Origin of the sequence: Candidatus Dedyshia acidiphila, from assembly GCF_051025295.1 — a bacterium.
Taxonomy (GTDB): domain Bacteria; phylum Acidobacteriota; class Terriglobia; order Terriglobales; family Acidobacteriaceae; genus KBS-83.
Map to the genome: position 1 here is coordinate 93990 of NZ_JBMGJV010000001.1, position 24724 is coordinate 118713.

Genomic DNA, 24724 nt, shown 5'->3' on the forward strand with positions numbered 1-24724 from the left:
GAAGCGGGTCGACACGTCGCGATCTAACGCGTGGGCGCGAACTCACTGCGGTGGCGTGAGTAGAAGAAGTACACCAGCAGGCCAATGGCGAGCCACGCGAAGAAGCGCAGCCAGGTGAGCACCTCGAGCCCCATCATCAGCACCAGGCAGAACACGATGCTGAGCACGGGCACGACCGGACCAAAGGGCGCGCGAAAACTGCGATGGCGATTCGGCTCGCGATAGCGCAGGATCAGCACACCGATCGAGACGAGTACGAAGGCAAAGAGCGTGCCGATGTTCGAGAGGTTCGACACTGTGCCGATGTCGAGCAGTCCGGACGGAATGCCGACCACGAAGCCAGCCACCCACGTGGCCAGCGCGGGCGTACGGAAGCGCGGATGGATGCGGCTGAACGCGCTGGGCAACAGCCGGTCGCGCGACATGGCAAACCAGACCCGCGCCTGCCCAAGCTGAAAGACCAGGATGGACGAAATCATGCCCATCAGTGCGCCTAGCACTACGAACAGCCGCACCCAGTGCAGCCGGTGTCCGCCCGGCATCAGCGACAGGCGCTTGAGCGCATTCACCACCGGCGCCGCATCGCCCATCATGCTCTTCCACGGAACGAGTCCGGTGAGCACCACCGCGACGCCGATGTAGAGCACGGTGCAGACAATCAGCGTGCCGATAATGCCGATCGGCACATCGCGCTGCGGATGCTTGCACTCCTCGGCCGCGGTCGAGACCGAATCGAAGCCGATGTACGTGAAGAAGATGATCGACCCGCCCGTGAGCACGCCCGACCAGCCATTGGGCGAAAACGGGCGGTAGTAATGCGGCTGGATGAAGCTGGCCCCGGCGAAGACGAACACCAGGATTGCCGTGATCTTCACCAGCACCATGATGTTGTTGGTCTCTGCCGATTCGCGCACGCCGCGCACCAGGATGACCGTGAGCAGCATGACGATCAGGAACGCCGGTATGTTGAAGCCGAAGTGCCAGCCTGGCTTATACAGATCGTTGCCAGCCAGATCCTGCAGGCCGGTGGGCAGGTACGCGGGAGAGATCCAGCGCAGCGCCGGATGAATGCCGAACCAGTCCAGCAGATCCACGATGTGCGCGGCGAAGCCGACGCTGACCGACATGTTCGAGAAGGCGTACTCGAGGATCAGGTCCCAGCCGATGATCCACGCGACCAGCTCACCGAGCGTCGCATAGGTGTAGGTGTAGGCCGACCCGGCGATCGGGATCATCGACGCGAGCTCCGCATAGCAGAGCCCGGTGAAGGCGCAGACGATCGCGACCAGCACTAGCGAGAGCGCCAGCGCGCCGCGCGGCCGGCCAGCATGGCGGTGTGGCGGATCAGGTAATCGATCAGCGGTGTGTTGCCGATCGAAGCCGTGTCGAAGTGCTGGCCCGCAATCGCGGTGCCGATCACGGTGAAGATGCCCGAGCCGATCACTGCGCCGATGCCAAGCGCAGTCAGCGAAACTGGTCCCAGCGACTTTTTGAGCGCATGCTCTTCGCACTCCGAGTCGCTGATCAGCTTGTCGATGGACTTGCGGGCGAAGAGTTGCGACAGGGTCGAGGACCTCAGGTCAAAGTTGCGGCCAGGGCCGGCCGGGTGACAACTACCTTAAGCTATCCCGCGCCTGTTCCGTACACAAAGCATGAGGCGCATACCGGTCGGGCATGCGCCTCATTCGATTGTCGATCGGCCGGTTAGCGCTTCTTCTGGCCACGCGTCAGCTTACGCGTCTTCTTCTTGTTGGAGCCCCGCGGCACGGTGCGCTTCGCCTTCGCTGGGGCCTTCTTGCGCGCCGTGCGCTTGACCTTCTTGCGCTCTTCGGTGCTTTCGATCTTCTTCGTATTCGCCATGCTCTCTCTAACCTCTCAATGTCTGGTCCGGCTTTCCGTGCGGGCAGCGTCTGCTTTTAGACCCGCTCCAGCTGGGCAAACTTCTCCACCAGCTTTTTCACGCCGAACTTTGTGAATTGTACTGTAATCTTCGCGTCGTCACCGTCGCCCTCGCGCCGGAAGACCACGCCATCGCCGTACTTGGGATGGCGCACGCGCTGCCCGCTCTTGAAGCCGACGACGCCGGTGGGCTCGGGTACGGGCACCTTCGGTCGCTTCGCGGTGGCGCCCCCGCGACCGGCAAAGAAGCTGGCAATGTTGTCCAGCGAGCCCCCACCCTGGCTGCCGCGCGATGCATTTCCGTAGCTCGCGCGCTGTCCAGCCGCCGCCGCGGGACGCCCGCTCTGATCCTCATCTTCGTAGCTGTAGTGCCGCTCGCCGTCCTCATGCGACGTGTTGCTCCGGCGGTTGCCGAAGCTGCTTCCACCCGATGCGTAGCCACCCCAGCTCGACGCGCGCTCGCTGCGGCCGCCGCTCAGGTCTTCGAGCAGATGCTGCGGCACCTCCTCGAGGAAGCGCGAGGGCAGCGCCGCATCCGGCATATCGTTGCCGTAGCGCCGACGGTAGCGGGCACGGCTCAGGATCAGCGTGTCCATCGCACGCGTCATGCCGACGTAACAAAGGCGCCGCTCCTCTTCGAGCTGCGTCGGATCGGTCAGCGTGCGCGAATGCGGGAACAGCCCCTCCTCCATGCCGCACAGCAGCACCAGCGGAAACTCCAGCCCCTTCGCCGCGTGCAGCGTCATTAAAGTGACGCGGCTGTCCGGCTTGTAATGATCCGTGTCGCTGACCAGTGCAGCATGGTCGAGGAACTCAGCCAGCGTTTCGCCGCGCTCCTCCGCGTCCTGCGCAGCGTTGGCAAGTTCCTTCAGGTTCTCGATCCGGGAGACCGCCTCGGGCGTACCTTCGTCTTCGAGCGCGCGTATGTAACCGCTGCGGTCATTGATGAAGCGGATCAGCTCTGGCAAGGTCGCGCGATCGCCCGGCTTGCGGAAGGGCGGACGCTCTGTGTCTTCCGCCGGCTCCTCTGGAGCCTCCTTGCGCAGTGCCCATCCGGAGCTCTTCGTGCCTGCGGACGCTGCGGGCGCCGCCTCGAACGGGTTGAAGGCGATGTCCTCAGCCTGCGATGCGTCTGGCTCGGCGTCGAAGGCATCGGGCGCGAAGGACGCGTCTCCATCACTGTTTCCCAGATCGAGCGTGCCCTGCGCACCGAAGGCGAACTCGGTCTCCTCGTCCGTCTCCGGTCCCTGGTCTTCCACATCGGGCGACTGCGTGTAGCCGCCCTCGGGTAGTTGCTCCTCGTTGCCCTCGAGGTCAGCCGACAGTTTCTCCGCGAAGCCGGGCCCAAGCAGCGCGCGCGCATCGTCGATCATGCGCTGGAAACTTTCGAGCGCATTCAACGCGCGCTGCGGCAGCAGGCGCTGCCGTACCGTCTGCCGGATCGCGTCCCAGGTGCTGATGCCGGTCTCGAGCGCGAGGCGCTCCAGCGTGTCGAGCGTGGAGCGGCCGATACCGCGCGTCGGCGTGTTGATGACGCGCTGCAGCGCAATCGAGTCGTTCGGGTTCTGCACCAGCTTCAGGTAGCTGAGCAGGTCCTTGACCTCGGCGCGGTCGTAGAACGAGAAGCCGCCCACCATCGTGTACTGGATGGAGTAGCGGCGCAGCGCCTCTTCCACCAGTCGCGATTGCGAGTTGGTGCGATAGAGCACCGCGACGCGCGGCATCTCTTCCGTCTCGCCCGCCTTGCGCAGATACTTCTGGATGTAGTCGGCAATGAACAGCGCTTCGTTCTCGCCGTCGGGCGCTTCGTAGTAGCCGATCTGCGCGCCGCCCTGCCGCTCCGTCCACAGGTTCTTGCCCTTGCGCTGCGCATTGCGCGCGACCACGGCTCCGGCGGCTTCGAGGATCACCTGCGTCGAGCGATAGTTCTGCTCAAGCCGGATCGTCTTCGCCTCGGGAAAGTCTTTTTCGAACTCGAGAATGTTGCGAATGTCCGCGCCGCGCCAGCTATAGATGCTCTGGTCCTCATCGCCCACCACGCAGATGTTGTGGTGCTCGCCGGCGAGCAGCTTCATCAGCTCGTACTGCGGACGATTCGTGTCCTGGTACTCGTCGATCATGATGTAGCGGAAGCGCCGGTTGTAGCGCTCGCGCGTTTCGCCACTGGCCTTCAGCAGGCGCACCGTCTCAAGCAGCAGGTCGTCGAAGTCGAGCGCGTTGTTCTTCGCCAACTCCTTGCGATAGATCTCGTAAAGCTGCGCGATGCGCTCGCTCATCGGATCGCTCGACGCAAGGTAGTACTCCTGCGGATCGATCATGTGATTCTTCGCCCAACTGATCTTCGACAGAACAGTGCGCGGCGTCAGTGTCTTGTCATCGAGCGACATGCGGCGCATCGCCTGCTTCACGATGGCCTGCTGATCGCTCTCGTCATAGATGGCGAAGCTGCGCGTGAGCCCCTTGTCGCCAATGCGCAGCGCCTCCACGTCGCGGCGCAGCACGCGCACGCAGAAGGAGTGAAAGGTCGAGAGCTGCGGCTTGGCCAGCGTCGAACCGGCCAGCAGCTTGTCGACACGCTCGCCCATCTCCGCCGACGCCTTGTTCGTGAACGTGACCGCGAGGATCGAGTCGGGCGTGACGCCGCGCTGTTCGATGAGGTAGGCGATGCGGTGCGTGATCACGCGCGTCTTGCCCGAGCCAGCACCGGCCAGGATCAGCACCGGGCCGTCGGTCGCTTCAACACCAGCCCGCTGCTGCGGGTTCATTTTTTGAAGGAGGGGATGCACAGGGAGCGGAGTCTCGCAGAAAGAACGTCCCCTCCAGTGTATCGCCCGTGGCGCAGTCAGTCGCGAGTCACTGCCCGCTCCGCTAACCTGAGGAAGACATGTCCACCTTGCCGCCTTCCCACCCGGCACGCCCGCAGCACTCGCCGAGCGTCTGCGTTTACTGCGGCTCCACCTTCGGCACGGAGCCCGCGTTCCGCGCCGAGGCGCACGCGCTGGGGCAAACCGTCGCGAAGCGCGGCTGGCAGCTCGTCTACGGCGGCGCGGATGTGGGGCTGATGGGAGCCTTGGCCGATGCCGCACTCGCAAACGGCGGCGCAGTCGTCGGCGTCATTCCGCACGCGCTCGTCAGCCGCGAGATCGCGCATCGCGGCCTGACAGAACTGGTCGAAGTCGCGTCCATGCATGAACGCAAGGCCGAGATGGAGCGCCGCGCCGACGCGTTCCTGGTACTGCCGGGCGGCCTTGGAACACTCGATGAACTGTGCGAGATCGTCACCTGGGCGCTACTCGGGATGCACGCCAAGCCTGTTGTCCTTATCAACACGAACCGCTACTGGGACAGCTTCCTCACGCTGCTCGACAACGCGGTGCGCTGCGGATTCCTGCGGCCGGCGCATCGTGAGCTACTCGCCGTCGCTCCCGATGCCGAGGCCGCCTGCCGCGTTGTCGAGAGTGCCTGGAGCAAGACAAACGCAAGGACGGAGCGAAGTTCCGCAACTTCCTGACTCATCCAGACGTCTTAGCGAGAGCGGAGTTCCGCTCGCGGCAGCCTCAGGGTGCCTGAGATGAATCGGTCCTCTATCCTGAGACTCACATGCTGCTGTCATTTCCATCAGGTCTTCCTGCCCGTCTGTCATGCGTGACGCTCCTTCTGGCGCTCACTCCGCTCGCACATGCGCAGCTTGCCGAGCCGTCTTCGTCTGTCGCCGAGATTGCGTTGCCTGACGCGCCCGTAGCGCAGCAGCAGACACCGCCGCCAACGCCCGCTGCTCCCGCGACCAATCCGCCCGTCAAGCAAGGAACGTCTTCCTCCTCGGCGCAAACTTCCGCACAGAAGCAGCGCACCACTGACGAGATCCTGCACGATGAGGAGAAGCAGCGCCTGCTCGGCGTGATGCCGATGTTCAACGTTGTGAACCGCACAGAGACCATCCCGCCGCTGCGGCCGGGACAGAAGTTTCAGCTCTTCTGGCGCAGCTCCACAGACCCGTTCATCTTCGGGCTGGATGCCTTCATCGCCGGCGTCGGCCAGGCAGACGATTCCAACTCGGGGTCAAAGACCGTGACCCGGCCCGATGGCACCACCGAGCGGGTGCGCTACGGATTCCCGCAGGGCGTGAAGGGCTACCTGCAGCGCTTTGGCGCGACCTACGCGGACACCTTTGACGGCAACTTCTGGGGCAATGCTGTGCTCCCCGTGCTGCTCAAGGAAGATCCGCGGTACTACCGCATGGGCAATGGCTCCTTCGTGCGCCGCTTCCTCTACTCCGCCAGCACCACGGTCTGGTGCCGCCGCGATAGCGGATCGTGGGGGCCGAACTACGCGAATGTTGCGGGCAATTTCATCGGCGGCGCCATCTCGAATCTCTACTACCCGTCCGAGGTCGGCGGCATCGAGAAGACAGCGGTGTCTGCCATGACTGTAACCGCAGAAGGCACGTTCGGTGCCGAGCTCATCGAGTTCTGGCCGGACATCGAGCGCCACTACAGGAAAAAACGGTTGGAGCGGCTGCAGAAACCCTAGTCCTGGCGCGCCTGCTTGCAGGCGTCGCACTGGCAGTGCCGCCGCAGGAAGTCCCAGGAATAGATGCCCGTCTTGTGGCCGTCATTCCAGTGGAAGACCAGGGCGTAGCGGCCCGCCGGCTCCACACTATCCGGACGTGGCGGCGCCTCAAACATCGGCAGCAGCTGCTTCGGCTCCGGCTTGCGGTCGCCCGGCTCCAGTCCCGCTGCTTCGCGCGCCTCGTGGCAGGTCGCACAGGGACACGCATCACGCAGCCAGCGAAACGTCCACGCGCTGTGGTGGCCGTCCTTCCAGTCAATCTCGATGCCGGTGCCTTCGCTCTTGTGAATGCGCACCTTCGCCGGATCCACCGCTTCGCGGGGCAGCTTGCGGTCGAGCCGCTCCGCCCGCCGCGCCTCCTCTGCATCAACAACTCTGAAACCTTCGTGACTCATCGCAACATCTCGTTTCTCTTCTCAGGATACCGCTCTACACCGGGTGGGCATGCAGACGCCAGAAGAAGTACGCCGACATGCCAAAGCCGATGACGATCACAAAGCCGCGCATCACCCGCGCATCGAGACTGCGCGAGGAGCGCGCACCGAGGTAGCCCCCGATTGCGCAGGTCAGCAGCATCGGTAGGCAGAGATGCCACACGATCTGCCGATCCACGATGAACGCCACGACCGCGATGCCGTTCGCGATGGTAGTGGCAACGACCTTCAGCGCATTGATCTCGCGCACGCTCTGAATACCGAAGAGCGCCAGCACGGACATGATCAGGAACCCGGCGCCCGCGCCGAAGTAGCCGATGTAAAAGCACACCACAGCAAGCGCGATGCACAACGGGAGAAACCGAGGCTGCGCATCGCTTGCGATCTCCGACACCCGGCGCTGCGCGATCCACTTCGAGATCGGCTGGCTGGCCGCAAATAGCACGGACGCCAACAAGAGCAGCCACGGCACAAGCTGGAGAAACGTTCCCTGCCCGGTGTGCAGCAGCACGATCGCTCCCGCGAGTCCGCCCGCAAGCGCGGACAGCGCCACCGGCCACAACAAGCGCAGATGCACGCCCAGGTCCTCGCGATACGCAGCGATCGACGTGAGCTGCCCTGGCCAGAGTGCCACCGTGTTGGTGGCGTTTGCCGGAATGGGCAGCACACCAGCGCCGAGCAGCGCAGGAAACGACAGGAACGACCCGCCGCCAGCCACTGCGTTCAACACGCCCGCTATGAACGCCGCAAAGACGAGCCACGCTGTCTGGTGCCAACTACTGTTCGCAAAGAGAGCTGCGGTCATGCCCGGCAGAGTGCGCTCATGCATCCACCGCGCAGATCAGGCACTTCAGGTACTCAGTCTCAGGAATGGTGAGAACGGCTGGGTGATCCGGAGCGGCACCGCGCCGCTCCAGCAGTCGCACGCGGCGCCCGGCATCCGCGGCGGCTGCTGCCACCGTAGCCTCGAAGTCCGCAGCCGAGATGTGGTGCGAGCACGAGCAGGTCACCAGAACGCCACCGGGCCGCAGCATCTTGAACGCGCGCAGGTTCAGTTCCTTGTAGCCGCGCAGTGCGCCTTCAACCGCGCGACGGCTCTTCGCAAATGCCGGCGGGTCCAGCACGATAGTGTCGAAGCGCGAGCCGGCATCGCTCCAGTCGCGCAGCAGTTCGAACGCATCCGCCTCCACCCAATCCACCTCTGCGCTCACGCGCTCGCGATTCGCTGCGAGGTTTCGCTCCGCCACTTCGAGCGCGGCATGTGACGCATCCACGCCCGTCACCTTTGCGCACTTCGTCGCCAGGTGCAGCGCAAATCCGCCCTGGTAGGTGCACACGTCGAGCGCATCGCCATGGGCGTAGTCCGCGGCTGCGCGGTAATTGAGCCGCTGGTCGAGGAAGGCGCCCGTCTTCTGGCCGGACCCGGCGTCGTACAGAAAGTCCAGCCCGTTCAGCGTGAAGGTGGTCTGCAGCAGCGGATGCTCCGCATCCCGCGCGTACAGCGTCGCAAGCGCGGGCGTGTCGAGCCCCTCAAGCGCTGCCATGCGCGCATCGCCGCGCTCGAGGATGCTTTCAGGCTGGATCGTCTCCGTTAGAACGCGCGTCACCAACTCGCGAACAGCGGGCCGGTCCATGCCGCGAACCAGGATCTGCAGCAGCACGAGCGAACCATAGCGATCGACGACGAGGCCGGGCAGCTCGTCCGCTTCGCTGAAGACCAGCCGGCATGCGGTCGTGTCCAGCTTCGCTCGCAGCGCAAGCGCGCAACGCAGCCGCGGCTCAACCAGCGCCAGCCAATCTGCCTCGCTCGTCAGCAGGTCGCGGCTGACCATGCGCAGCGGAATCTGCGACGCCGGGCTCCACAGGGCGGTGCCCAGCGGAATGCCGCGCTGGTCGGCGACGGCGATCAGGCCGGCCTCGCGAAGCGGGTGCTTACCGCCTGGGTCTGGTGACTGGATCAGGTCTGAGGCGTAAACCCACGGGTGACCGGCGCGCACACGGTCGGACGCGCGGCGGCTCACGATGGCGGCGTTTGCGGGAAGTCCCGGGCCGGGCTGTTGGGTGTTGGGAGCGGAGCGCTCCGGGCGCGCTTTGCGGCCGAGCGCATCGCTGCGGGAGGAGTGGCGCGTCATGAACACACTCCGGATCCATCGAGACGACGAAACTGCATCAGCCTATAATCAGGCATGGCGACCGCGCGGACAACGCCTGCCCGGGCTAAGGCATCCGGCGCGGCGGCGGGACCTCTCGACGGCAGGGTCTCTGACCAGGCCAGCGATACGCGCGCGTTGACCGACGCCCGCTTCCGCGCCCTGATCGACACGGTTCGCGCCCACCGCCCCAACGACGACGTGGAGATCATCCGTCGCGCGTGGGACTTCTCGCTCAAGCATCACCAGGGACAGTTGCGCGCCTCCGGCGAGCCATATGTGCTGCACCCGCTTGAAGTAGCGCACGTGCTGGCCGAGATGAAGCTCGACTCGACCGCCATCGCCGCCGGGCTGCTGCACGATGCGGTCGAAGACACGCCGGTCACGGCAGATGACATCACCCGCGTCTTCGGCGAGCAGGTGGCGCACATCGTCGAAGGCGTCACGAAGATCGACAAGATCCAGTTCGCGAACTCCGAGGACCGCCAGGCGGAGAACGTGCGCAAGATGCTGCTGGCCATGGTCAGCGATGTGCGCGTCGTGCTGATCAAGCTCGCCGACCGCCTGCACAACATGCGCACCCTGCAGCATCTCCGACCGGAAAAGCAGCAGACGATCGCGCGCGAGACGCTCGACATCTACGCGCCCCTGGCGCACCGCCTCGGCATGGGCAAGGTGCGCGGCGAACTCGAAGACCTGGCCTTCCGCTACGTCGATGCGGTGAGCTACGACAAGGTACAGACCGCGATCGACGAGCGCCGCAAGGAAGGCGAAGACTTCCTCGCCGAAGTCGAGGGCATGCTCGCCGAGAAGCTGAAAGAGCACCACATCGAGGCGCGCGTCGAGTGGCGCATCAAGCGGCTCTACTCCATCTACCAGAAGCTGCAGAAGCAGCGCAGCTCCATGGACCAGGTCTATGACCTGCTCGCCGTGCGCGTCATCACCAAGAGCGTGCAGGACTGCTATGCGGTCTTCGGGCTGATTCACTCGCTGTGGCGTCCAGTGCCGGGCCGCATCAAGGATTTCATCGCCATGCCGCGGCCGAACTTGTATCAGTCGCTGCACACAACCGTGATGGGCACCAGCGGCCACCAGTTCGAAGTGCAGATCCGCACGGAAGAGATGCACCGCGTCGCGGAAGAGGGCATCGCCGCCCACTGGAAGTACAAGGCCAACGGCGACCCGATCAGCAGCAAGGATGAGCAGCGGCTCGCGTGGGTGCGCTCGCTGGTCGAGTGGCAGCGGGAGATGTCCGACCCGAACGAGTTCCTCTCCACGCTGAAGATCGACCTCTACCCCGAAGAGGTCTACACCTTCACGCCCAAGGGCAAGGTCGTCGTGCTGCCCAAGGATGCGAGCCCGGTCGACTTCGCCTACTCCGTCCACACCGAGGTCGGGCAGGCCTGCACCGGCGCCCGCGTCAACGGCCGCATGGTGCCGCTGCGCGCGCGTCTGCGTAACGGCGACATCGTCGAGATCATCACGCAGAACGGCCACACGCCCAGCCGCGACTGGCTCACCTTCGTCAAAAGCTCGCGTGCGCGCAACAAGATTCGTCACTGGCTGAACGAGCACCAGCGCGAGCGCGCGATCGAGATCGGCCGCAAGCTGATCGATCGCGAAGCGCGCAAATACAAGGTCTCGCTCACCCGCTTCAACGAAGCCGATTACACTCGCGTTGCCAACGAATACGGCGTTGGCGGCGAGCGCGACCTGCTGGCCGGCATCGGTTTTGGCAAGTATTCGTCACGGCAGGTGCTGCATAAGCTGGAGCCCAGTCTGCTGGCGCCCTCAGCTGACCCGGAGATTATCGACGGCAAGACGCCCGGCGAAACGGTACGCCGGCTGCACCTGAATCCGCGTACCGAGGCGCTTGAGGTCGAAGGCCAGAACGATCTGCTGGTCTATCGTGCGCGCTGCTGCAATCCGATCCGTGGCGAAGAGATCATCGGCTACGTCACTCGTGGACGCGGGGTCGCGGTCCATGCGCGGCGATGTTCGAACGTGCAGAACCTGCTCTACGAAGCCGACCGACGCATCACGGTCGAGTGGTCGAAGGAGAGCGCGGGCGACCGTGGACGCCGCCAGACGTACCCCGTGCGCGTGGTGGTCTACTGCGACGACCGTGCCGGCATGCTCAAGAACCTGACCGCCATCATCAGCGACGACGGCACCAATATCCGCTCCGTCGATTCCCGCGCCGGCCAGGATGGCGAAGCCGTTGTCGAGTTCATCGTCGAAGCCGAGGATGTCGCCCACCTCGACCGCATGGTCATCGGGCTGCGCACACTTGCCGGCGTGCGCGATGTCGAGCGCGCCAGCAAGGTCTAGCTCTTTCGATCACACCGGCTCTCCGGCGCATTCTGCTACTCTCGCAAAGACATATCCGATGCCGAGCTCCCACATCCGGCGCGTCCTTCACGGTTCTGCGTCGAACCTGCTGCGCGTCTTCCTGTCCATGCTGGTGTCGCTCGCGCTGCCGCCGTTCCTGGTCCACAGGATGTCGACCGCCGAGTACGGCGCGTGGGTGCTCATCCTGCAGCTCGGCTCGTACGTCAACTTCCTCGACCTCGGCCTCTCGACGGCCATCGGCAAATTCATCGCGGAGTACGACACCACAGGCCAGCACGAACAGAGCCGACGCCTGGTCAGCACCGCGTTCACCATCCTCTGCGCGGTCTCGCTGCTCGCGCTCTTCGGACTCGGCATTCTGGTCTTGAAGGTGCCGCAGATCTTTCGCGGTATGCCGCCCCCGCTCTTGCATCCAGTGCGGCTCGCTCTCATCTGGGTCGGCATCTCCACTTGCCTCGGGCTGCCGGTGTCGGTGTTCGCCGGCGTCTTCAACGGGCTCCAGCGCTACGGCTTCCCGACCGTTCTCTATACCGTAAGCCGCGTCAGCTCCTCCATCGCGCTGGTGGTGGTGCTGCTCGCGCACGGCACGCTGCTCCAGATGGCGATCACGCTGGCCGCGTTCAACCTCGCGACATCCGCGTTCCAGGTGTATGGCTGGTGGCACCTCATGCGGGATCGCGTGCGTTTCTCGCTGTTCCTCTTCGATCGCCAGACCGCGCGCCAGCTTGCCGACTACTGTGGCGTTCTGTCCCTGTGGACGTTGAGCGGCATCTGCATCAGCGGGCTCGATACAGCGATCGTTGCGCGTTACGATTTCCCGAACACCGCGTTCTACGCCGCAGCAGGCAGCGCCACCAACTTCATGCTGGTGATCGTCGGCAACCTGATGTCGCCGCTGCTGCCGGCGCTTTCGTCGCTGCAACTGCGACGCAGCCCGGCGCAGATGGGCGAGCTGATCGTCAAGACCACGCGCTATGGCGCGCTGCTGCTGTGGGCTGTCAGCGTGCCGCTCATCTTCGGAGCGTACCCGCTGCTCACCGCGTGGGTGGGCAGCGGGTACGCCACGCATGCCGCGCTCTACCTGCGCATCCTGGTGATCGCCAATGTGCTGCGGCAGCTCGGCGGCCCCTACTCGCTGGCCGTGATCGCGATGGGCAAGCAACGGCTTGCAACGCTCTCACCCATCGCGGAAGCTCTGGTGAATCTCGTCGCCAGCATCCTGCTCGCCCGGCACATGGGTGCGATCGGAGTGGCGTTGGGCACCCTGCTCGGCGCCTTTGTCGGACTCACGTTGCATCTCGTGGTCAGCATGTCGCTCACGTGGTCGTCGGCCCAGGTGCGGCGTCCCGTGTTCCTGTGGCGTGGCGTAGCGCGGCCCGCGTTGTGCGTGCTGCCATTTCTGTTGCTGCTGCCATACTGGCGCAGCATGGCTCTGCTGCCCTGGCCGCCCTTGCTGCTCGCCATTTCCGCACTCGCCAGCCTTGCTCTAGCATGGTGGGTGGCAGTCGACGCCTCGGAGCGCACGCGCGCCCGGGCGGCGCTGCAGCGTTTCCTATGACCCTCTCTTCGACCCGGCGCCAGGGCGCACACGCGGCTTGAGCGACGCCCGCATCTCGATCGCGCTCTGCACCTACAACGGCGAGCGCTTCCTCCCCGCGCAGCTCGCCAGCATGCTCGAACAGACGCGGCTGCCGGATGAGCTGGTGCTCTGCGACGACGGCTCGACCGACCGCACGCTCGACATCGCCGCCGAGTTCGCCGCGACGGCTCCATTCCCCGTGCGCATCGTGCGCAATGCGGTCAACCTCGGATCGAATCGTAACTTCGAGCAGGCCATCGGGCTCTGCACAGGTGACCTGATCGCGCTCAGCGATCAGGACGACATCTGGGCACGCAAACGGCTTGCCCGCAGCGAACAAGCGCTCGCAGCGCATCCGGAGTGCGGGCTCGTCTTCTCGGACGCGCTCGTCATCGACGATGATGGGCAGCCGACCGGCACCACACTCTGGCGCAACTTCAAATTCACGCCACAGCTACGGCGCCAATTGCGGCTCGGCAACTACACGCCTCTGGCGCGCTTCCGCTTTATCACGGGCGCAACGGTGATGTTCCGCGCCGTGCACCGGCCGTACCTCTTCCCGATCCTCGGCGAGTGGATTCACGATGGCTGGATCGCACTGATGATCGCCTGCCTCTCGGGCATCTGCTTCGTGCCGGAGCCGCTGGTGCGCTATCGCCGCCACTCGTCGCAGCAGGTCGGGCTCGGCAATCGCAAGCTGCGCCGGTCAAGCACGCTCGACAACCTTGCATTGCGGCAGTGGGCCTCGGTCGATGCGCACCGCGTCGCACTCGAGGATGTCATCGCGGCCTTCGATCGGCTGCCCATCGACCGCACCCGTGGCGCAGCCGCAGCGATCCTCGCGCAGCACACCTTTCTTCGCCAGCGGCTGGAGCTGCCCTCCTCGCGAGCGCCAAGGCTCGCCCGCGCACTCTCCACCTGGCGCGGCTACCAGGCAGGCGCGCGCGGCGTGCTCAGCATGGCGAAGGATGTCGTGCTGCCCAAGCAGGACGACGAGACCGGCGCAGCCGCCCGCGTCGGCTACTCACTCTTCTCACAGACGCCCCCGGCTGAATTTGAGAACCTCTGACACTTCAACCCGCCGAAATGGAGAACCTCACCGCATGATTCCGCAGTCCATTGCTACCAAGAGCGCACCCGCCGCCATCGGCCCCTACTCGCAGGCCGTGCGCGTCGGCAACTTCCTGTACACCTCCGGCCAGGTGGCGCTGGACCCGGCAACCGGCGCCTTGGTCGCGGGCGGCATCGCCGAGCAGACAGAACGCGTGCTGCAGAACCTCCAAGCCGTGCTCGCGGCGGGCGACAGCAACCTCGGCCAGGTGGTCAAGACCACCGTCTTCCTGAAGAGCATGGGCGACTTTGCCGCCATGAACGAGATATACGGCCGCTACTTCGGCACCGACGGAGCAGTGCTGCCGGCCCGCTCGACCGTTGCCGTCGCCGGCCTGCCGAAAGACGCTTTGGTCGAGATCGAAGTGATCGCGCACCTCCCGTAAGCGGGCGTCATCCAATGATTGCGAATCAGGACCGACAAGGAGGTTCCATGGCAGAGACCAACACAACCACGGGCGAGGTCCCGAAGCTCGAGAAGACCGACGAGCAGTGGCGTAAGGAGCTCACACCGGAGCAGTACTACGTCACGCGCCAGAAGGGTACGGAGCCGCCGTTTTCAGGCGCGCTCTACCGCAATCACGACGATGGGATCTACCGCTGCGTCGCCTGCCAGGCAGAACTCTTTCGCAGCGACTCGAAGTTTGAGTCGGGCAGCGGCTGGCCCAGCTTCTGGATCCCGGTGAGCCCGACCGCGGTCGTGACCGAGACCGACACCAGCCACGGCATGGAGCGCATCGAGGCGATGTGCGCCCGCTGCGGCGCCCACCTGGGCCACGTCTTCCCGGATGGCCCGAAGCCGACCGGGCTCCGTTATTGCATCAACTCGATCGCGCTCGACTTCGATCCGGAGAAGCCGGAGAAGAGGTAATCGCCACGATTACCTTGAGCAGCAAAAAGCCCCGCCGCGGCGGGGCTTTTGCGATACAAAATCGCCCCTTAAGCCTTCGTAACTTTGCCGGATTTGATGCAGCTGGTGCACACGCGAATGCGCTTGTTGGCCGCGCCAACCTTCGCCTTGACCGGGCGGAGGTTCACATTCCAGCGCCGACGGCTCACGTTGTGCGCGTGCGAGATGTTGTTGCCGAACTGCGGACCCTTGCCGCAAACTTCACAAACCTGTGCCATCACGTAACTCCAGAGCTCGATTGAGAACTTGTAGCGCGGCGGAGGATACACACGGATAGCCGGCAGTCCGCTGCGCGCGAGTGCTTAGTGTACCGCAAGCTCCCCCGCGAGCCAAACTGGACCGCTTTCCGGGCAGTTCCCGGCATACTGGACAGGTCCCAACCCGTACCCATGCCTGCACGCCCCGTCTCCCCGGCCTCGGCCGCCCACCAACCGCTCAGCTCGTCCCCTGCCGAGGATGTGGGGTCACGCAACACCGTCCGGCTCGCCTTCTGGGCAGGTTTTCTCGTGCGCGTTGCCTACCTGACGCTGGCCCACACCTACCGCACCCGGCCATTTCCCGATCACTTCGAGTTCGGGTGGGAGATGGGCCGCATCGGCCGCGCGCTGGCCACGGGCTACGGCTTTGCCGATCCATTCCACGGCCATACCGGACCCACGGCCTGGGTGGGGCCGCTCTATCCGCTGTTGATTTCAGGGGTCTTCCGGGTCGCCGGGGTGTACTCCCCGCTCTCTGCGTGGCTGCTGCTGACGCTGAACTCACTCGCCAGCGCGCTGACCGTCTTTCCCATGGCAGCGATTGCGCGGCGCATGTTTGCCGGGCGCCCGCAGATCCTGCGGTGGTCGGTCTGGTTGTGGGCGCTCTACCCGGCGGCAATGCAGTACGCCGTGCGCTGGATCTGGGAGACCTCGCTCAGCACGCTCCTTTTTACCTGTGCCCTTGCGCTCGCCATGCGGCTCCGGCAGCAGACCTACACGCCGGGCCGCCTGCTGCGCGACTGGGGGCTGTTTGGGCTGGTCTGGGGGCTGATCGCGCTGTCGAACCCGGCTTTGGTCATCCTGCTGCCGTTCGCCGGGCTGTGGGTCGTCTGGACTGCGCAGGGCACGCGTGTGCTGCCAGCGGCTGTCTTTGGCGGGATTGTCTTCTTTGCCGTGCTGGCACCCTGGATGCTGCGCAACCTGCGCGTCTTCAGTCACTTCGTCCCGCTGCGCGCCAACTTCGGGGCAGAGCTCTACCTCGGCAATGGGCCCGGGGCACGCGGTCTGCTTATGGAATACGAGCATCCGCACGAAGACCCCATCCAATACCGGGCGTATGCCGAACTCGGCGAGTACCAGTACGCAAAGGTGCGTGGGGCCGAGGCCATGGCGACGATCCGGGCCGATCGCGGTCTGTTCGCTCGCAACACACTGAAAAGGGTGTTCTTTTACTGGTACGGCGTGCCCTCGGGCAGCGATCGGTCGCTCTGGACGGGGCTGCCGCGAGCGCTCAACTACGGATTTCTCAGCACGGCGGGCCTGCTGGGGCTCGCGCTGGCGCTCTGGCGGCGGGTTCCCGGTGCCTGGCTGGTCGCCTGGGCGTTTTTGACCCTGCCGCTGGTCTACTACTTCGTGACCGTGCACGCGCGCTTCCGCCACCCGCTCGAGCCGCTGATTGCGCTCCTGAGTGTGTTCCTGTTCCAAAGTGCGGAGCCGCGGCGCTCAAATGACCCGCAGCGCGCGGTTGACCCGTCCGGACACTGACGATAGACTAGCTAGGTTCCGGCGATTCTGCCTGTGCGTCTCTGCATGCCTGAGTGAGGTAGCGAGTGAGCACGGCCCGCGAGTACCGGCTCATCCGGCTTTTTCGAGCGCGATTCGAGTCACGGGCTTTCGAAGCGTTTATCCGGCTAACTGATCTGAAGAGACCGGCCTGCATGGCAAGGCTTGGAGGTTTTATGTACGCGGTGATCCGCACTGGTGGCAAGCAGTATCGCGTCGCGCCCGGCGACGTGCTGCGCATCGAAAAGACCGGCGTCGAGCCGAACGAGACCATCGAGTTCAGCGACGTGCTCGCCACACTGACCAGCGAAGGCTCACTGGCCAAGCCGCAGACCGCCAAGGTGACGGCGACCGTGCTCGGTGACGGACGCGGCGACAAGATCCTCGTCTTCCACTACAAGCGCAAGAAGCAGTACAAGAAGATGCAGGGCCATCGTCAGGCCTTCACTTCCGTGCGCATCAACGAGATCGAGGTCGACGGGACGACCTTCCGCGCACAGCAGTAAGCGCGACCCACACTCCCGACCGAGAGTTTTTGAGGATCTGAGATGGCACATAAAAAGGGATTAGGCAGTTCGAAAAACGGCCGCGACTCCAATGCACAGCGGCTTGGGGTGAAGGTGTTCGCGGGTGAGGTCGTTCCCGGCGGCTCCATCATCGTGCGGCAGCGTGGCACCAAGATCAAGCCGGGCCTGAACGTAGGCCGTGGCAGCGACGACACGCTCTTTGCCAAGATCACCGGCAAGGTGAAGTTTCTGGACAAGGGCAAGAGCGGCCGCTTCGTCGCCGTCGAGGCTCAAGAGCTTCCGACCGCCTAGGACGAGCTCACCACGAGTTCCCCGAAGAACCGACCATAGACCATAGACCCGAAGGGGCCAGAGCATCCGCTCTGGCCCCTTCCTATTTTGACGGTCGTTAGCGCCGGCGCCGCATGCCAAACCACAGTGGCAGCAGGAGCAGCAGACCGAACGGCCAGAAGAACCAGCTTCCATTGCTGCGCCGTCCAGCGACGAAGAGGCAGCCGGTTAGAGGCGTGAGCAGTGACAGAAGCAATACCGAAAGGCTGAAGTTGCTCCAGATGGAACGCACGTGGCGTTCGAGTGGTGCTGTGAGGAATGGCCGGCCCATACCCTGTTTGGATGCTGGCGTGGTGCGGCTTAACTGGCGGCGGGGGGCTGGTTGTTGCGGCTGAGCACCCGGTCGACCACGCCTTCGACGTCGCGCAGGAAGAACGCGCTCGGCTCCGGCTGTCCGATCACGATATGGGGCGCCGGTTTGCCCAGGGCCATCGCGATCTCATTCCACTTGTGCAGCTGGGACTGATTGCGCAGGAGCACCGGCACACGCAGCGGCTCTGGCCGCATCAGTGACACCAGCCAGATCAGCGCAGCGACGGTGGCTCCGCTCTCCCGCACCAGCAGCCAGGGCAACAGCAGCGTTCCCTCGCGCAACAGGAAAAGGAAGCAAACGGTGTCCACGACAGCGAGTACGCCGAAGCCCAGCGTGATGCCCACGATGCGGCTGCGCAGCGTGATGCCAAGCGCCTGGGCGGAGAGCAGGATGAAGGCGGCGAGACAGAACTCGAGCACGCTGACGCAGCGCATCGCCTGTAGCGTGCTGACCTCGAGCGAGTGAGCGCGGAAGAAGAGTGGCACAATGGCGGGCACGATCGCGAACGCCACCGAGATCAGCGCAACCCAGCGGAACGCCACCAAAGCGAGACGGCGAAGCCCCGGCAGAGGCGTGAGCGCATCGCGGAAGATCTGCTCCGCGGCGACGTACGTAAGCAGGCCGCAGATGCCGTAGCCCGACCAGAAGAGAATGCTGGCGATCTCCGTGCGGTGCGGCCCGAGGTTTGCCCAGTTCGCCTGCAGCGCGCAGAACATCAGGCTGGCAGCAGTGCTGGCCAGCAGGTAGAGGCGCATCGCCGGGTAGGTGCGCTCGCTGGTCCACGCGAGGATGAGGCCCGCAGCGAGGAGCAGTGTCTGGATAGCCGTGACGATGGTCAGCCAGCCGTGCACCGAAGGATGAGAGAGCGCAAACATGAACTCCTTCGAAGATATCTCCCGGAGCGGGACAGTCTCAACGTTCCCTGAACCTTTTGAAGTAACGATGGGCTATTACTGGTGGGTTCCCAAAGGGGGATTTTTCGCCTGTTGTTCGGTAACACGAACAATCGGGAGGAGCGCCGGCGAGAGGCGGCGATGGCCCTGCAACGAGGGCCCGGGCACCCGGCTGGGAAACCCCGAAAACGAGCCCTGGCGTGGTACAATAAACCTACACACGGGGTGCTCGCAAGTCTCACATTTGACTTGCACTTAGTCCACTGCAAGGGTGGATACCGGGGCCCCGGTTCACCACGGAGTTTCATGTCCACTCAAGAGATCGCTCGAGCCATTCTTCCCACCGGGACCGGGGACGCGAAACCCGCGTCCGACGGCAGCTACACCGGAAGCAATATCAAAGTACTCGAGGGGCTGGAGGCGGTTCGGCTGCGCCCGGCGATGTACATCGGCTCGACTGGCGAGATGGGGCTGCACCACCTGGTTTACGAGGTCGTCGATAACTCGGTCGACGAAGCGCTGGCGGGGCATGCCACGCGCATTGAAGTCGTCATCCATTTCGACAATTCCATCACTGTCATCGACGACGGACGCGGGATTCCGGTCGACGAGATGACGCTGCCGGACGGCGAGAAGATGCCCGCGGTCCAGGTAGTGCTTACCAAGCTGCACGCTGGCGGCAAATTCGATTCGTCCAACTACAAAGTCTCCGGCGGCCTGCACGGCGTTGGCGTCTCGTGCGTGAATGCACTCAGCCAGGCGTTTGATGTCGAGATCTGGCGCGACAACACGTACGAGCAGGAGTACTCAAAGGGCCTACCCATCAGTAAGCTGCGGCAGACCGGCACGACGAAGCGCCGGGGCACCAAAGTCCACTTCTTGCCTGACAAGAGCATCTTCACTGTCACTGAGTACAACTACGACACCCTGGCGCAGCGACTGCGCGAACTGGCCTTTCTGAACAAAGGCCTGATGATCACCCTGACCGATGAGCGTGTGACCGATGCGAAGACCGGCGAAGCGAAGCGCGCCGAGTTCCGCTATGCCGGGGGCATCGCCGAGTTCATCAAGCACCTGAACAAAGGCAAGCAGGTGCTGCACGACAAGCCGATCCACATGGAAGCGGCGCGCGACAACATCGAGATCGATATCGCGCTGCAGTACAACGACGGCTACTCCGAGACGGTCTTCTCATTCGCCAACAACATCAACACGGTCGATGGCGGCACGCACCTCTCCGGCTTTCGCACGGCGCTGACGCGCACCATCAACAGCGCGGGCCAGTCGCTCGGGCTGTTCAAGGACATGAAGGAGAACCTCTCGGGCGACGACGTGCGCGAGGGTTTGGTCGCCGTCATCAGCGTCAAATTGTCGCAGCCGCAGTTTGAAGGCCAGACCAAGGGCAAGCTGAACTCGGATATCGCCGGCACGGTGCAGGCCTTCATCAACGAGCGGCTGGGCATGTTCCTCGAGCAGAACCCGCCGGTGGCGAAGCGCATCATCAACAAGGCGATCGAGGCCTCCCGCGCCCGCGAAGCCGCGCGCAAGGCACGCGACCTGACGCGGCGCAAGGGCGCGCTCGATGGCGGCGGCCTGCCCGGCAAGCTCTCGGACTGCTCCGAGCGCAATCCGGATCGCTGCGAGCTCTACCTGGTCGAGGGTGAGTCCGCAGGCGGCACCTCACGCCAGGGCCGCGACCGCAAGTTCCAGGCCATCCTGCCGCTCAAGGGCAAGATCCTGAACGTCGAGAAGGCCCGCTACGACAAGATGCTGGGCCACGAAGAAATCCGCGCCATGATCACCGCACTCGGCTGCGGCATCGGCAAGGATGACTTCGATCCCAGCAAGCTGCGCTACGGCAAGGTCATCCTGATGACCGACGCCGACGTGGACGGCTCGCACATTCGCACCCTGCTGCTTACCTTCTTCTTCCGCCATATGCAGGAGCTCATCAAGCGCGGGCATGTGTACATCGCGCAGCCGCCGCTCTATCGCATCAAGAAGGGCAAGTTCGAGCAGTACATCAAGGACGATCGCGAATTTGTGAAGGTGATGGTCAAGCGCGCGTCCGACGGCATGGTGATCCGCTACGGCGCCGACGCCAACGATCGCAAGCAGCTCGAAGGGAGCGCACTGACCCGCTTCATGGGCCAGCTCAACGACTACCTCGGCTTCTTCGACAAGGTGGACAAGCGCCTCCGCAACGAAGAGGTCACGACGCTGCTGGCGCGGCTCGAGATGGTCAAGCGAAGCGACTTCGAATCCGAAAACGGCAAGCCGCCCGCGAAGGTGCTCGAGCTGCACAAGGCACTGCTCGACATGCGCAAGAGCTATCAGTTCAAGAACGTCACCGATCCGGTGCTCGATGAAGAGCACCAGACCTGGTCCGTTGCGTTCGCGGATGCGCAGGGTGCGGTCCGCAACATCGATTGGGCCCTGGCTTCGGCGCCGGAGTACCGGCAGATGATGGCCAAGCATGCGCAGATTCGCGAAGAGCTGCAGCCGCCGTTCCTGATCGAGTACGCCGCGAAGGGCAAGGCTGCTGCAAGCACTACCGAGGAAGCGGTCGAAGAGGCCGTGGCCGAGGATGGCTCCGACACAGAAACCGGTAAGGCGCTGACCGAGAAGGCTGTGCGCAAGGCCCCGCGCACGCCACAGGAGCCGGTCGAGAAGCGCACCGCGCGTGAGCTGTTCGATTACGTCATCGAGCAGGGCCGCCGGGAGTACCAGGTGCAGCGCTACAAGGGCCTGGGCGAGATGACCGCGCCGCAGCTCTGGGAGACAACGATGGATCCCGATCGGCGGACGCTGCTCTCCGTGAAACTCGAAGATCTCGCCGGCACCGAAGAGATCTTCACCACGCTGATGGGTGAAGACGTCGAAGCGCGCCGCAAGTTCATCGAAGAGAACGCGCTGGACGTGAAGAACCTCGATATCTAACCCGCCATCGCAAGTTGCAAACGGCCGCTGCTGATCCACCGCAGCGGCCGTTTTCTTGTGGGCAGCTCGAATTTGCTTGCGTTGCCCGGCAGCGCCGGCGCATCCTCCTCGCGGGCCTGACGGGCGTTGTGACGTCCTCTGAATCGGCTCCCTCCCGATCGAAGTCGACACCGCAACACATTCGATATGAGGAGTTCCCTATGAAAACACGTGTAAGTGTGCAGTCGGCTGCGGCGATCGCGAGCCTCTTGCTGGCAACGGCCGGCGTTGCGTACGGTGCGGATAGCGCCGCGAATCCTTGGGTCGGCACCTGGACGATGGACCAGTCCCAAAGCAAGCTGACCGGCGGAACATTCCGGTTCACAGGCGCTCCTGACGGCGAGATGGCCTTTATCGGCAACGGCCACAGCTCGAAGTTCAAGACCGATGGGCAGCCGTACAAGACCTGGTCCGGAGAAGACGCCACCTGGAAGAAGGTCGATGAGAACACGTATGAATCGAACTACAAGCTGGGGAGTGTTGACCTCGAAAACGTAACGTGGACGGTATCAGCCGACGGAAAGATGCTGAAGACGGAGAGTAAGGGCACCAATCCGGACGGCTCCACCTTCAGCAACACTGGCGAAGCGGCGCGCGTCGGAAGCGGCAAGGGGTTGGTGGGCACCTGGAAAACCACGAAGGAAGAGGCGGGCTCCCCGCAGAGCTACAGCATTAAGGACGCCGGTCCGAACGCAGTCGATTGGGACATCCCGGCGCTGAAGGCTACTCTCCATGCGACGCTCGATGGCAAGGACATCACGCCGGATGGTCCGACGGTGCCGAAGGCGTTGACTGTGGCCCTGCTGAAGGTTTCACCCACCGTGCTGAAGGAGACAGACAAAATGAGCGGGGAGGTCGTCTCGCGCAACACCATGACACTGTCCCCCGACGGCAAGACGATCACCAACGTGGTGACACCTTCGAAGGACAAGGTCACCTACACGGAGATCTGGCGGAAGCAGTAAGTCAAAGCCTGTGGACAGAAGGGGCGGCGAGATTCGTCGCCCCTTCCTCTTCATGAACCGAGCTTCGGGTGCAGCTTTTGGAAGCCGGTAGCGTCCTGATACGCACGCGCGCAGGCGCAGAGCTTCGCATCCTGGTAAAGGCCGCCCAGAAACGTGAGGCTCACCGGCGTGCCCGGGCCGCCGATGGAATCGTCATCGCCGTTGTCACTCGTTGGCGGCATGGGCGCGTCATTGCCGCGGAGCCCGTTCGGCACAATCACTGCTGGATGCCCAGTGAGGTTGGTCGCGACAAGCTGCTCACCGTTGCTCGGTGCAACGATCACGTCCACTGACTCAAACAGCTTTGCGAACTGCTGGATCGCGAGCGAACGAGCGCGATTGGCCTGGATGTACTCGATCGCGGGGTAGAACCGTGCGGTGCGGAACTGGTTCGGCCAGTCGTAGGGGCCTTGCTCAGTCAGCAGGCGATCGCGGCCTGTCATCGTCAGCTCATCGAACGCTGCGGCAGCTTCAGCTGTGAGCAGCGGGGTCATGTCACCGTAGGGCAGCTTCGGCAGCGTGACTTCCTTGAGCGTCACGCCCATTGCCCGCAGCTTCGCGAGCGCCGCATCGTCATAGTGCCGGTCATACGCACGCCGTGCGTGCGCCGCCTCCCGACGCTGCTCAGACTGCAGCCGCTTCTTGCGCTCGTCGTCGCTCTCACTGGCCGGCGGCTTGGGGCCCTGCTCCTCCACACGCGCCTCGAACTCATCTTTCAGATAGCCGACGCGCAGCGAGCGCCAATCGTAGTCCGCATCCCACGCAAAGCCTGCGTCGCGCGTTGCAATATCGTGTCCGTCGGGTCCGTGGATCGCGCTCATCACGAGCGCGCAGTCCTCGACCGCACGACAGATAGGACCGAGCTTGTCCATCGACCAGCTCAGCGCCATCGCCCCGGTGCGCGGCACAAAGCCAAACGTTGGCCGCAGACCTGTCACTCCGCAGCGCGTCGAAGGCGACGAGATCGAACCCAGCGTCTCTGACCCGATCGCGAACGCAACGCACCCGGCGGCCACGCTCGATGCGGAACCGGCAGAGGAGCCGCTCGAGCCCTGCTTCGGATTCCACGGATTGCGCGTGCGCCCACCAAACCACTTGTCGCCCATGGCGAGCGCGCCCAGCGTCGTCTTCGCCACCAGCACGGCGCCCGCCGCATCGAGCCGCTGCACCACGGTCGCGTCTTCATCAAAGCTCTGGTGCTCAAACCCGCCCGCGCCCCAGGTCGTGGGATAGCCCTTCACCGCGAGCAGATCCTTCGCGCCCCACGGCAGACCATGGAGCGGTCCGCGATACTTTCCCGCCGCAATCTCGCGATCCGCTTCACGCGCCTTCGTCATCGCGCGTTCTACCGTCAGCGTGACGACGAAGTGCAGCAGCGGATCGTAGCGCTTCAGCCGCGTGAGATACATCTCCGTCAGTGCTGCTGAGGAGACCTTCTTCCGACGCACATACTCAGCCAGCTCGCGCACGGACAGGAACGCGAGCTCTTCGAGATTGGCCGGCACTGTGGCAATCGCCGGCGCCTTGCTCAGCCGTGGCGGCCGATTGTCTGCCGCTGGCAGCTTCATCCCGGGCGGCACCGGATCGAACACGAGCGCCGGCGCGATTGCGTTGGGGATGTGCAGTGCACGGATCGCCGCATAGGCAGCGCGCTGCTGATTCAGACCTTCGAGCAGGTCCTTGCGTTGTTCGGCAGTGATCGAAACACCCGCGATCGCAGCCGCAGCGTCAATCATCTCGGCAGTGACCGGCTTGGGCGCTGCGTGTGCATCGGACGAAGCCGACGATGCCTGTGCCTGCGCAGCGATCGTGTAGAGCGCGCCCGGCAGTAGCGTACCGGCGAAACCAGCAGTGGAGCAGATACCAAGGAAGCGGCGGCGGTCCAGAAGTGATGAGCTGGGCATAGATCTCCGAA

General features: G+C 64.3%; 21 protein-coding genes and 1 pseudogene. 12 read left to right on the forward strand and 10 right to left on the reverse strand.

The features are described from left to right. Positions 1-23 precede the first annotated feature (23 nt). From AC5IJH_RS00405 to AC5IJH_RS00415, 3 genes and pseudogenes are all read right to left on the reverse strand, one after another. Positions 24-1528, reverse strand: a pseudogene (locus AC5IJH_RS00405) (amino acid permease). 176 nt (positions 1529-1704) lie between these two features. After that, positions 1705-1860: a hypothetical protein gene (locus AC5IJH_RS00410; protein ID WP_491900802.1), complete on the reverse strand. Its 156-nt coding sequence runs from the start codon at positions 1858-1860 to the stop codon at positions 1705-1707. 56 nt (positions 1861-1916) lie between these two features. Beyond that, positions 1917-4664 carry an ATP-dependent helicase gene (locus tag AC5IJH_RS00415; RefSeq protein ID WP_491900803.1) on the reverse strand — a complete coding sequence of 916 codons (2748 nt, stop codon included), beginning with the start codon at positions 4662-4664 and terminating at the stop codon, positions 1917-1919. Positions 4665-4783: 119 nt separating this feature from the next. On the opposite strand from AC5IJH_RS00415, the gene AC5IJH_RS00420 reads away from it, so the two are divergent. Further along, entirely contained in the window at positions 4784-5410 is a 627-nt protein-coding gene (locus AC5IJH_RS00420; RefSeq protein WP_491900804.1) for an LOG family protein, read from the forward strand. A gap of 134 nt (positions 5411-5544) precedes the next feature. Next, a complete protein-coding gene (locus AC5IJH_RS00425; RefSeq protein ID WP_491900805.1) occupies positions 5545-6429 on the forward strand; it encodes a hypothetical protein in 885 nt (294 codons plus the stop codon). Here AC5IJH_RS00425 and AC5IJH_RS00430 read toward each other — a convergent pair. Genes AC5IJH_RS00430 through AC5IJH_RS00440 form a run of 3 tightly spaced genes read right to left on the reverse strand, consistent with a single transcriptional unit; the run spans position 6426 to position 9034 of the window. After that, complete coding sequence (locus AC5IJH_RS00430; protein WP_491900806.1) at positions 6426-6863, reverse strand: gamma-butyrobetaine hydroxylase-like domain-containing protein; 438 nt, start codon at positions 6861-6863, stop codon at positions 6426-6428. The two genes, AC5IJH_RS00425 and AC5IJH_RS00430, sit on opposite strands and share 4 nt — an antisense overlap. 34 nt (positions 6864-6897) lie before the next feature. Beyond that, entirely contained in the window at positions 6898-7707 is an 810-nt protein-coding gene (locus AC5IJH_RS00435) for a sulfite exporter TauE/SafE family protein (protein ID WP_491900807.1), read from the reverse strand. Positions 7708-7723: 16 nt separating this feature from the next. Further along, entirely contained in the window at positions 7724-9034 is a 1311-nt protein-coding gene (locus AC5IJH_RS00440) for a class I SAM-dependent rRNA methyltransferase (RefSeq protein ID WP_491900808.1), read from the reverse strand. Positions 9035-9088: 54 nt separating this feature from the next. On the opposite strand from AC5IJH_RS00440, the gene AC5IJH_RS00445 reads away from it, so the two are divergent. Genes AC5IJH_RS00445 through msrB form a run of 5 tightly spaced genes read left to right on the forward strand, consistent with a single transcriptional unit; the run spans position 9089 to position 14964 of the window. Continuing rightward, entirely contained in the window at positions 9089-11383 is a 2295-nt protein-coding gene (locus tag AC5IJH_RS00445; RefSeq protein WP_491900809.1) for a RelA/SpoT family protein, read from the forward strand. A 58-nt stretch (positions 11384-11441) separates the two neighbouring features. Continuing rightward, positions 11442-12962, forward strand: a complete 1521-nt coding sequence (locus AC5IJH_RS00450; protein ID WP_491900810.1) for an MATE family efflux transporter — start codon at positions 11442-11444, stop codon at positions 12960-12962. A gap of 37 nt (positions 12963-12999) precedes the next feature. Further along, the gene (locus AC5IJH_RS00455; protein WP_491900811.1) at positions 13000-14052 is read left to right on the forward strand and encodes a glycosyltransferase family 2 protein; all 1053 of its coding nucleotides are present in this window, start codon (positions 13000-13002) and stop codon (positions 14050-14052) included. A 34-nt stretch (positions 14053-14086) separates the two neighbouring features. Next, positions 14087-14479 carry a RidA family protein gene (locus tag AC5IJH_RS00460; RefSeq protein ID WP_491900812.1) on the forward strand — a complete coding sequence of 131 codons (393 nt, stop codon included), beginning with the start codon at positions 14087-14089 and terminating at the stop codon, positions 14477-14479. Positions 14480-14526: 47 nt separating this feature from the next. Beyond that, entirely contained in the window at positions 14527-14964 is a 438-nt protein-coding gene (gene msrB, locus AC5IJH_RS00465) for a peptide-methionine (R)-S-oxide reductase MsrB (protein WP_491900813.1), read from the forward strand. 68 nt (positions 14965-15032) lie between these two features. On the opposite strand, the gene rpmB is transcribed toward msrB, so the two are convergent. Next, positions 15033-15221: a 50S ribosomal protein L28 gene (gene rpmB / locus AC5IJH_RS00470; RefSeq protein ID WP_491900814.1), complete on the reverse strand. Its 189-nt coding sequence runs from the start codon at positions 15219-15221 to the stop codon at positions 15033-15035. 171 nt (positions 15222-15392) lie between these two features. Between rpmB and AC5IJH_RS00475 the strand changes: the two genes are divergently transcribed. The 3 genes from AC5IJH_RS00475 to rpmA all read left to right on the forward strand — a co-directional run bounded on the left by AC5IJH_RS00475 (position 15393) and on the right by rpmA (position 17581). After that, entirely contained in the window at positions 15393-16745 is a 1353-nt protein-coding gene (locus AC5IJH_RS00475; RefSeq protein ID WP_491900815.1) for a glycosyltransferase family protein, read from the forward strand. A 194-nt stretch (positions 16746-16939) separates the two neighbouring features. After that, positions 16940-17269, forward strand: a complete 330-nt coding sequence (gene rplU / locus AC5IJH_RS00480) for a 50S ribosomal protein L21 (protein WP_491900913.1) — start codon at positions 16940-16942, stop codon at positions 17267-17269. 42 nt (positions 17270-17311) lie between these two features. Then, complete coding sequence (rpmA, locus tag AC5IJH_RS00485) at positions 17312-17581, forward strand: 50S ribosomal protein L27 (protein WP_491900816.1); 270 nt, start codon at positions 17312-17314, stop codon at positions 17579-17581. A gap of 97 nt (positions 17582-17678) precedes the next feature. Here the strand turns inward: rpmA and AC5IJH_RS00490 are convergent, their stop codons facing one another. Together AC5IJH_RS00490 and AC5IJH_RS00495 are read right to left on the reverse strand one after the other, a co-directional pair. Further along, positions 17679-17891, reverse strand: a complete 213-nt coding sequence (locus tag AC5IJH_RS00490; RefSeq protein WP_491900817.1) for a hypothetical protein — start codon at positions 17889-17891, stop codon at positions 17679-17681. A gap of 29 nt (positions 17892-17920) precedes the next feature. Beyond that, the gene (locus AC5IJH_RS00495) at positions 17921-18808 is read right to left on the reverse strand and encodes a hypothetical protein (protein WP_491900818.1); all 888 of its coding nucleotides are present in this window, start codon (positions 18806-18808) and stop codon (positions 17921-17923) included. Between the two features lie 324 nt (positions 18809-19132). Here AC5IJH_RS00495 and gyrB point away from each other — a divergent pair, with 324 nt between their 5' ends. Together gyrB and AC5IJH_RS00505 are read left to right on the forward strand one after the other, a co-directional pair. Next, positions 19133-21766: a DNA topoisomerase (ATP-hydrolyzing) subunit B gene (gene gyrB, locus AC5IJH_RS00500; RefSeq protein WP_491900819.1), complete on the forward strand. Its 2634-nt coding sequence runs from the start codon at positions 19133-19135 to the stop codon at positions 21764-21766. Positions 21767-21966: 200 nt separating this feature from the next. Next, entirely contained in the window at positions 21967-22770 is an 804-nt protein-coding gene (locus AC5IJH_RS00505; RefSeq protein ID WP_491900820.1) for a hypothetical protein, read from the forward strand. Positions 22771-22820: 50 nt separating this feature from the next. Here AC5IJH_RS00505 and AC5IJH_RS00510 read toward each other — a convergent pair whose 3' ends face one another. Next, positions 22821-24713, reverse strand: a complete 1893-nt coding sequence (locus AC5IJH_RS00510) for an amidase (protein ID WP_491900821.1) — start codon at positions 24711-24713, stop codon at positions 22821-22823. Between the last annotated feature and the right edge of the window lie 11 nt (positions 24714-24724).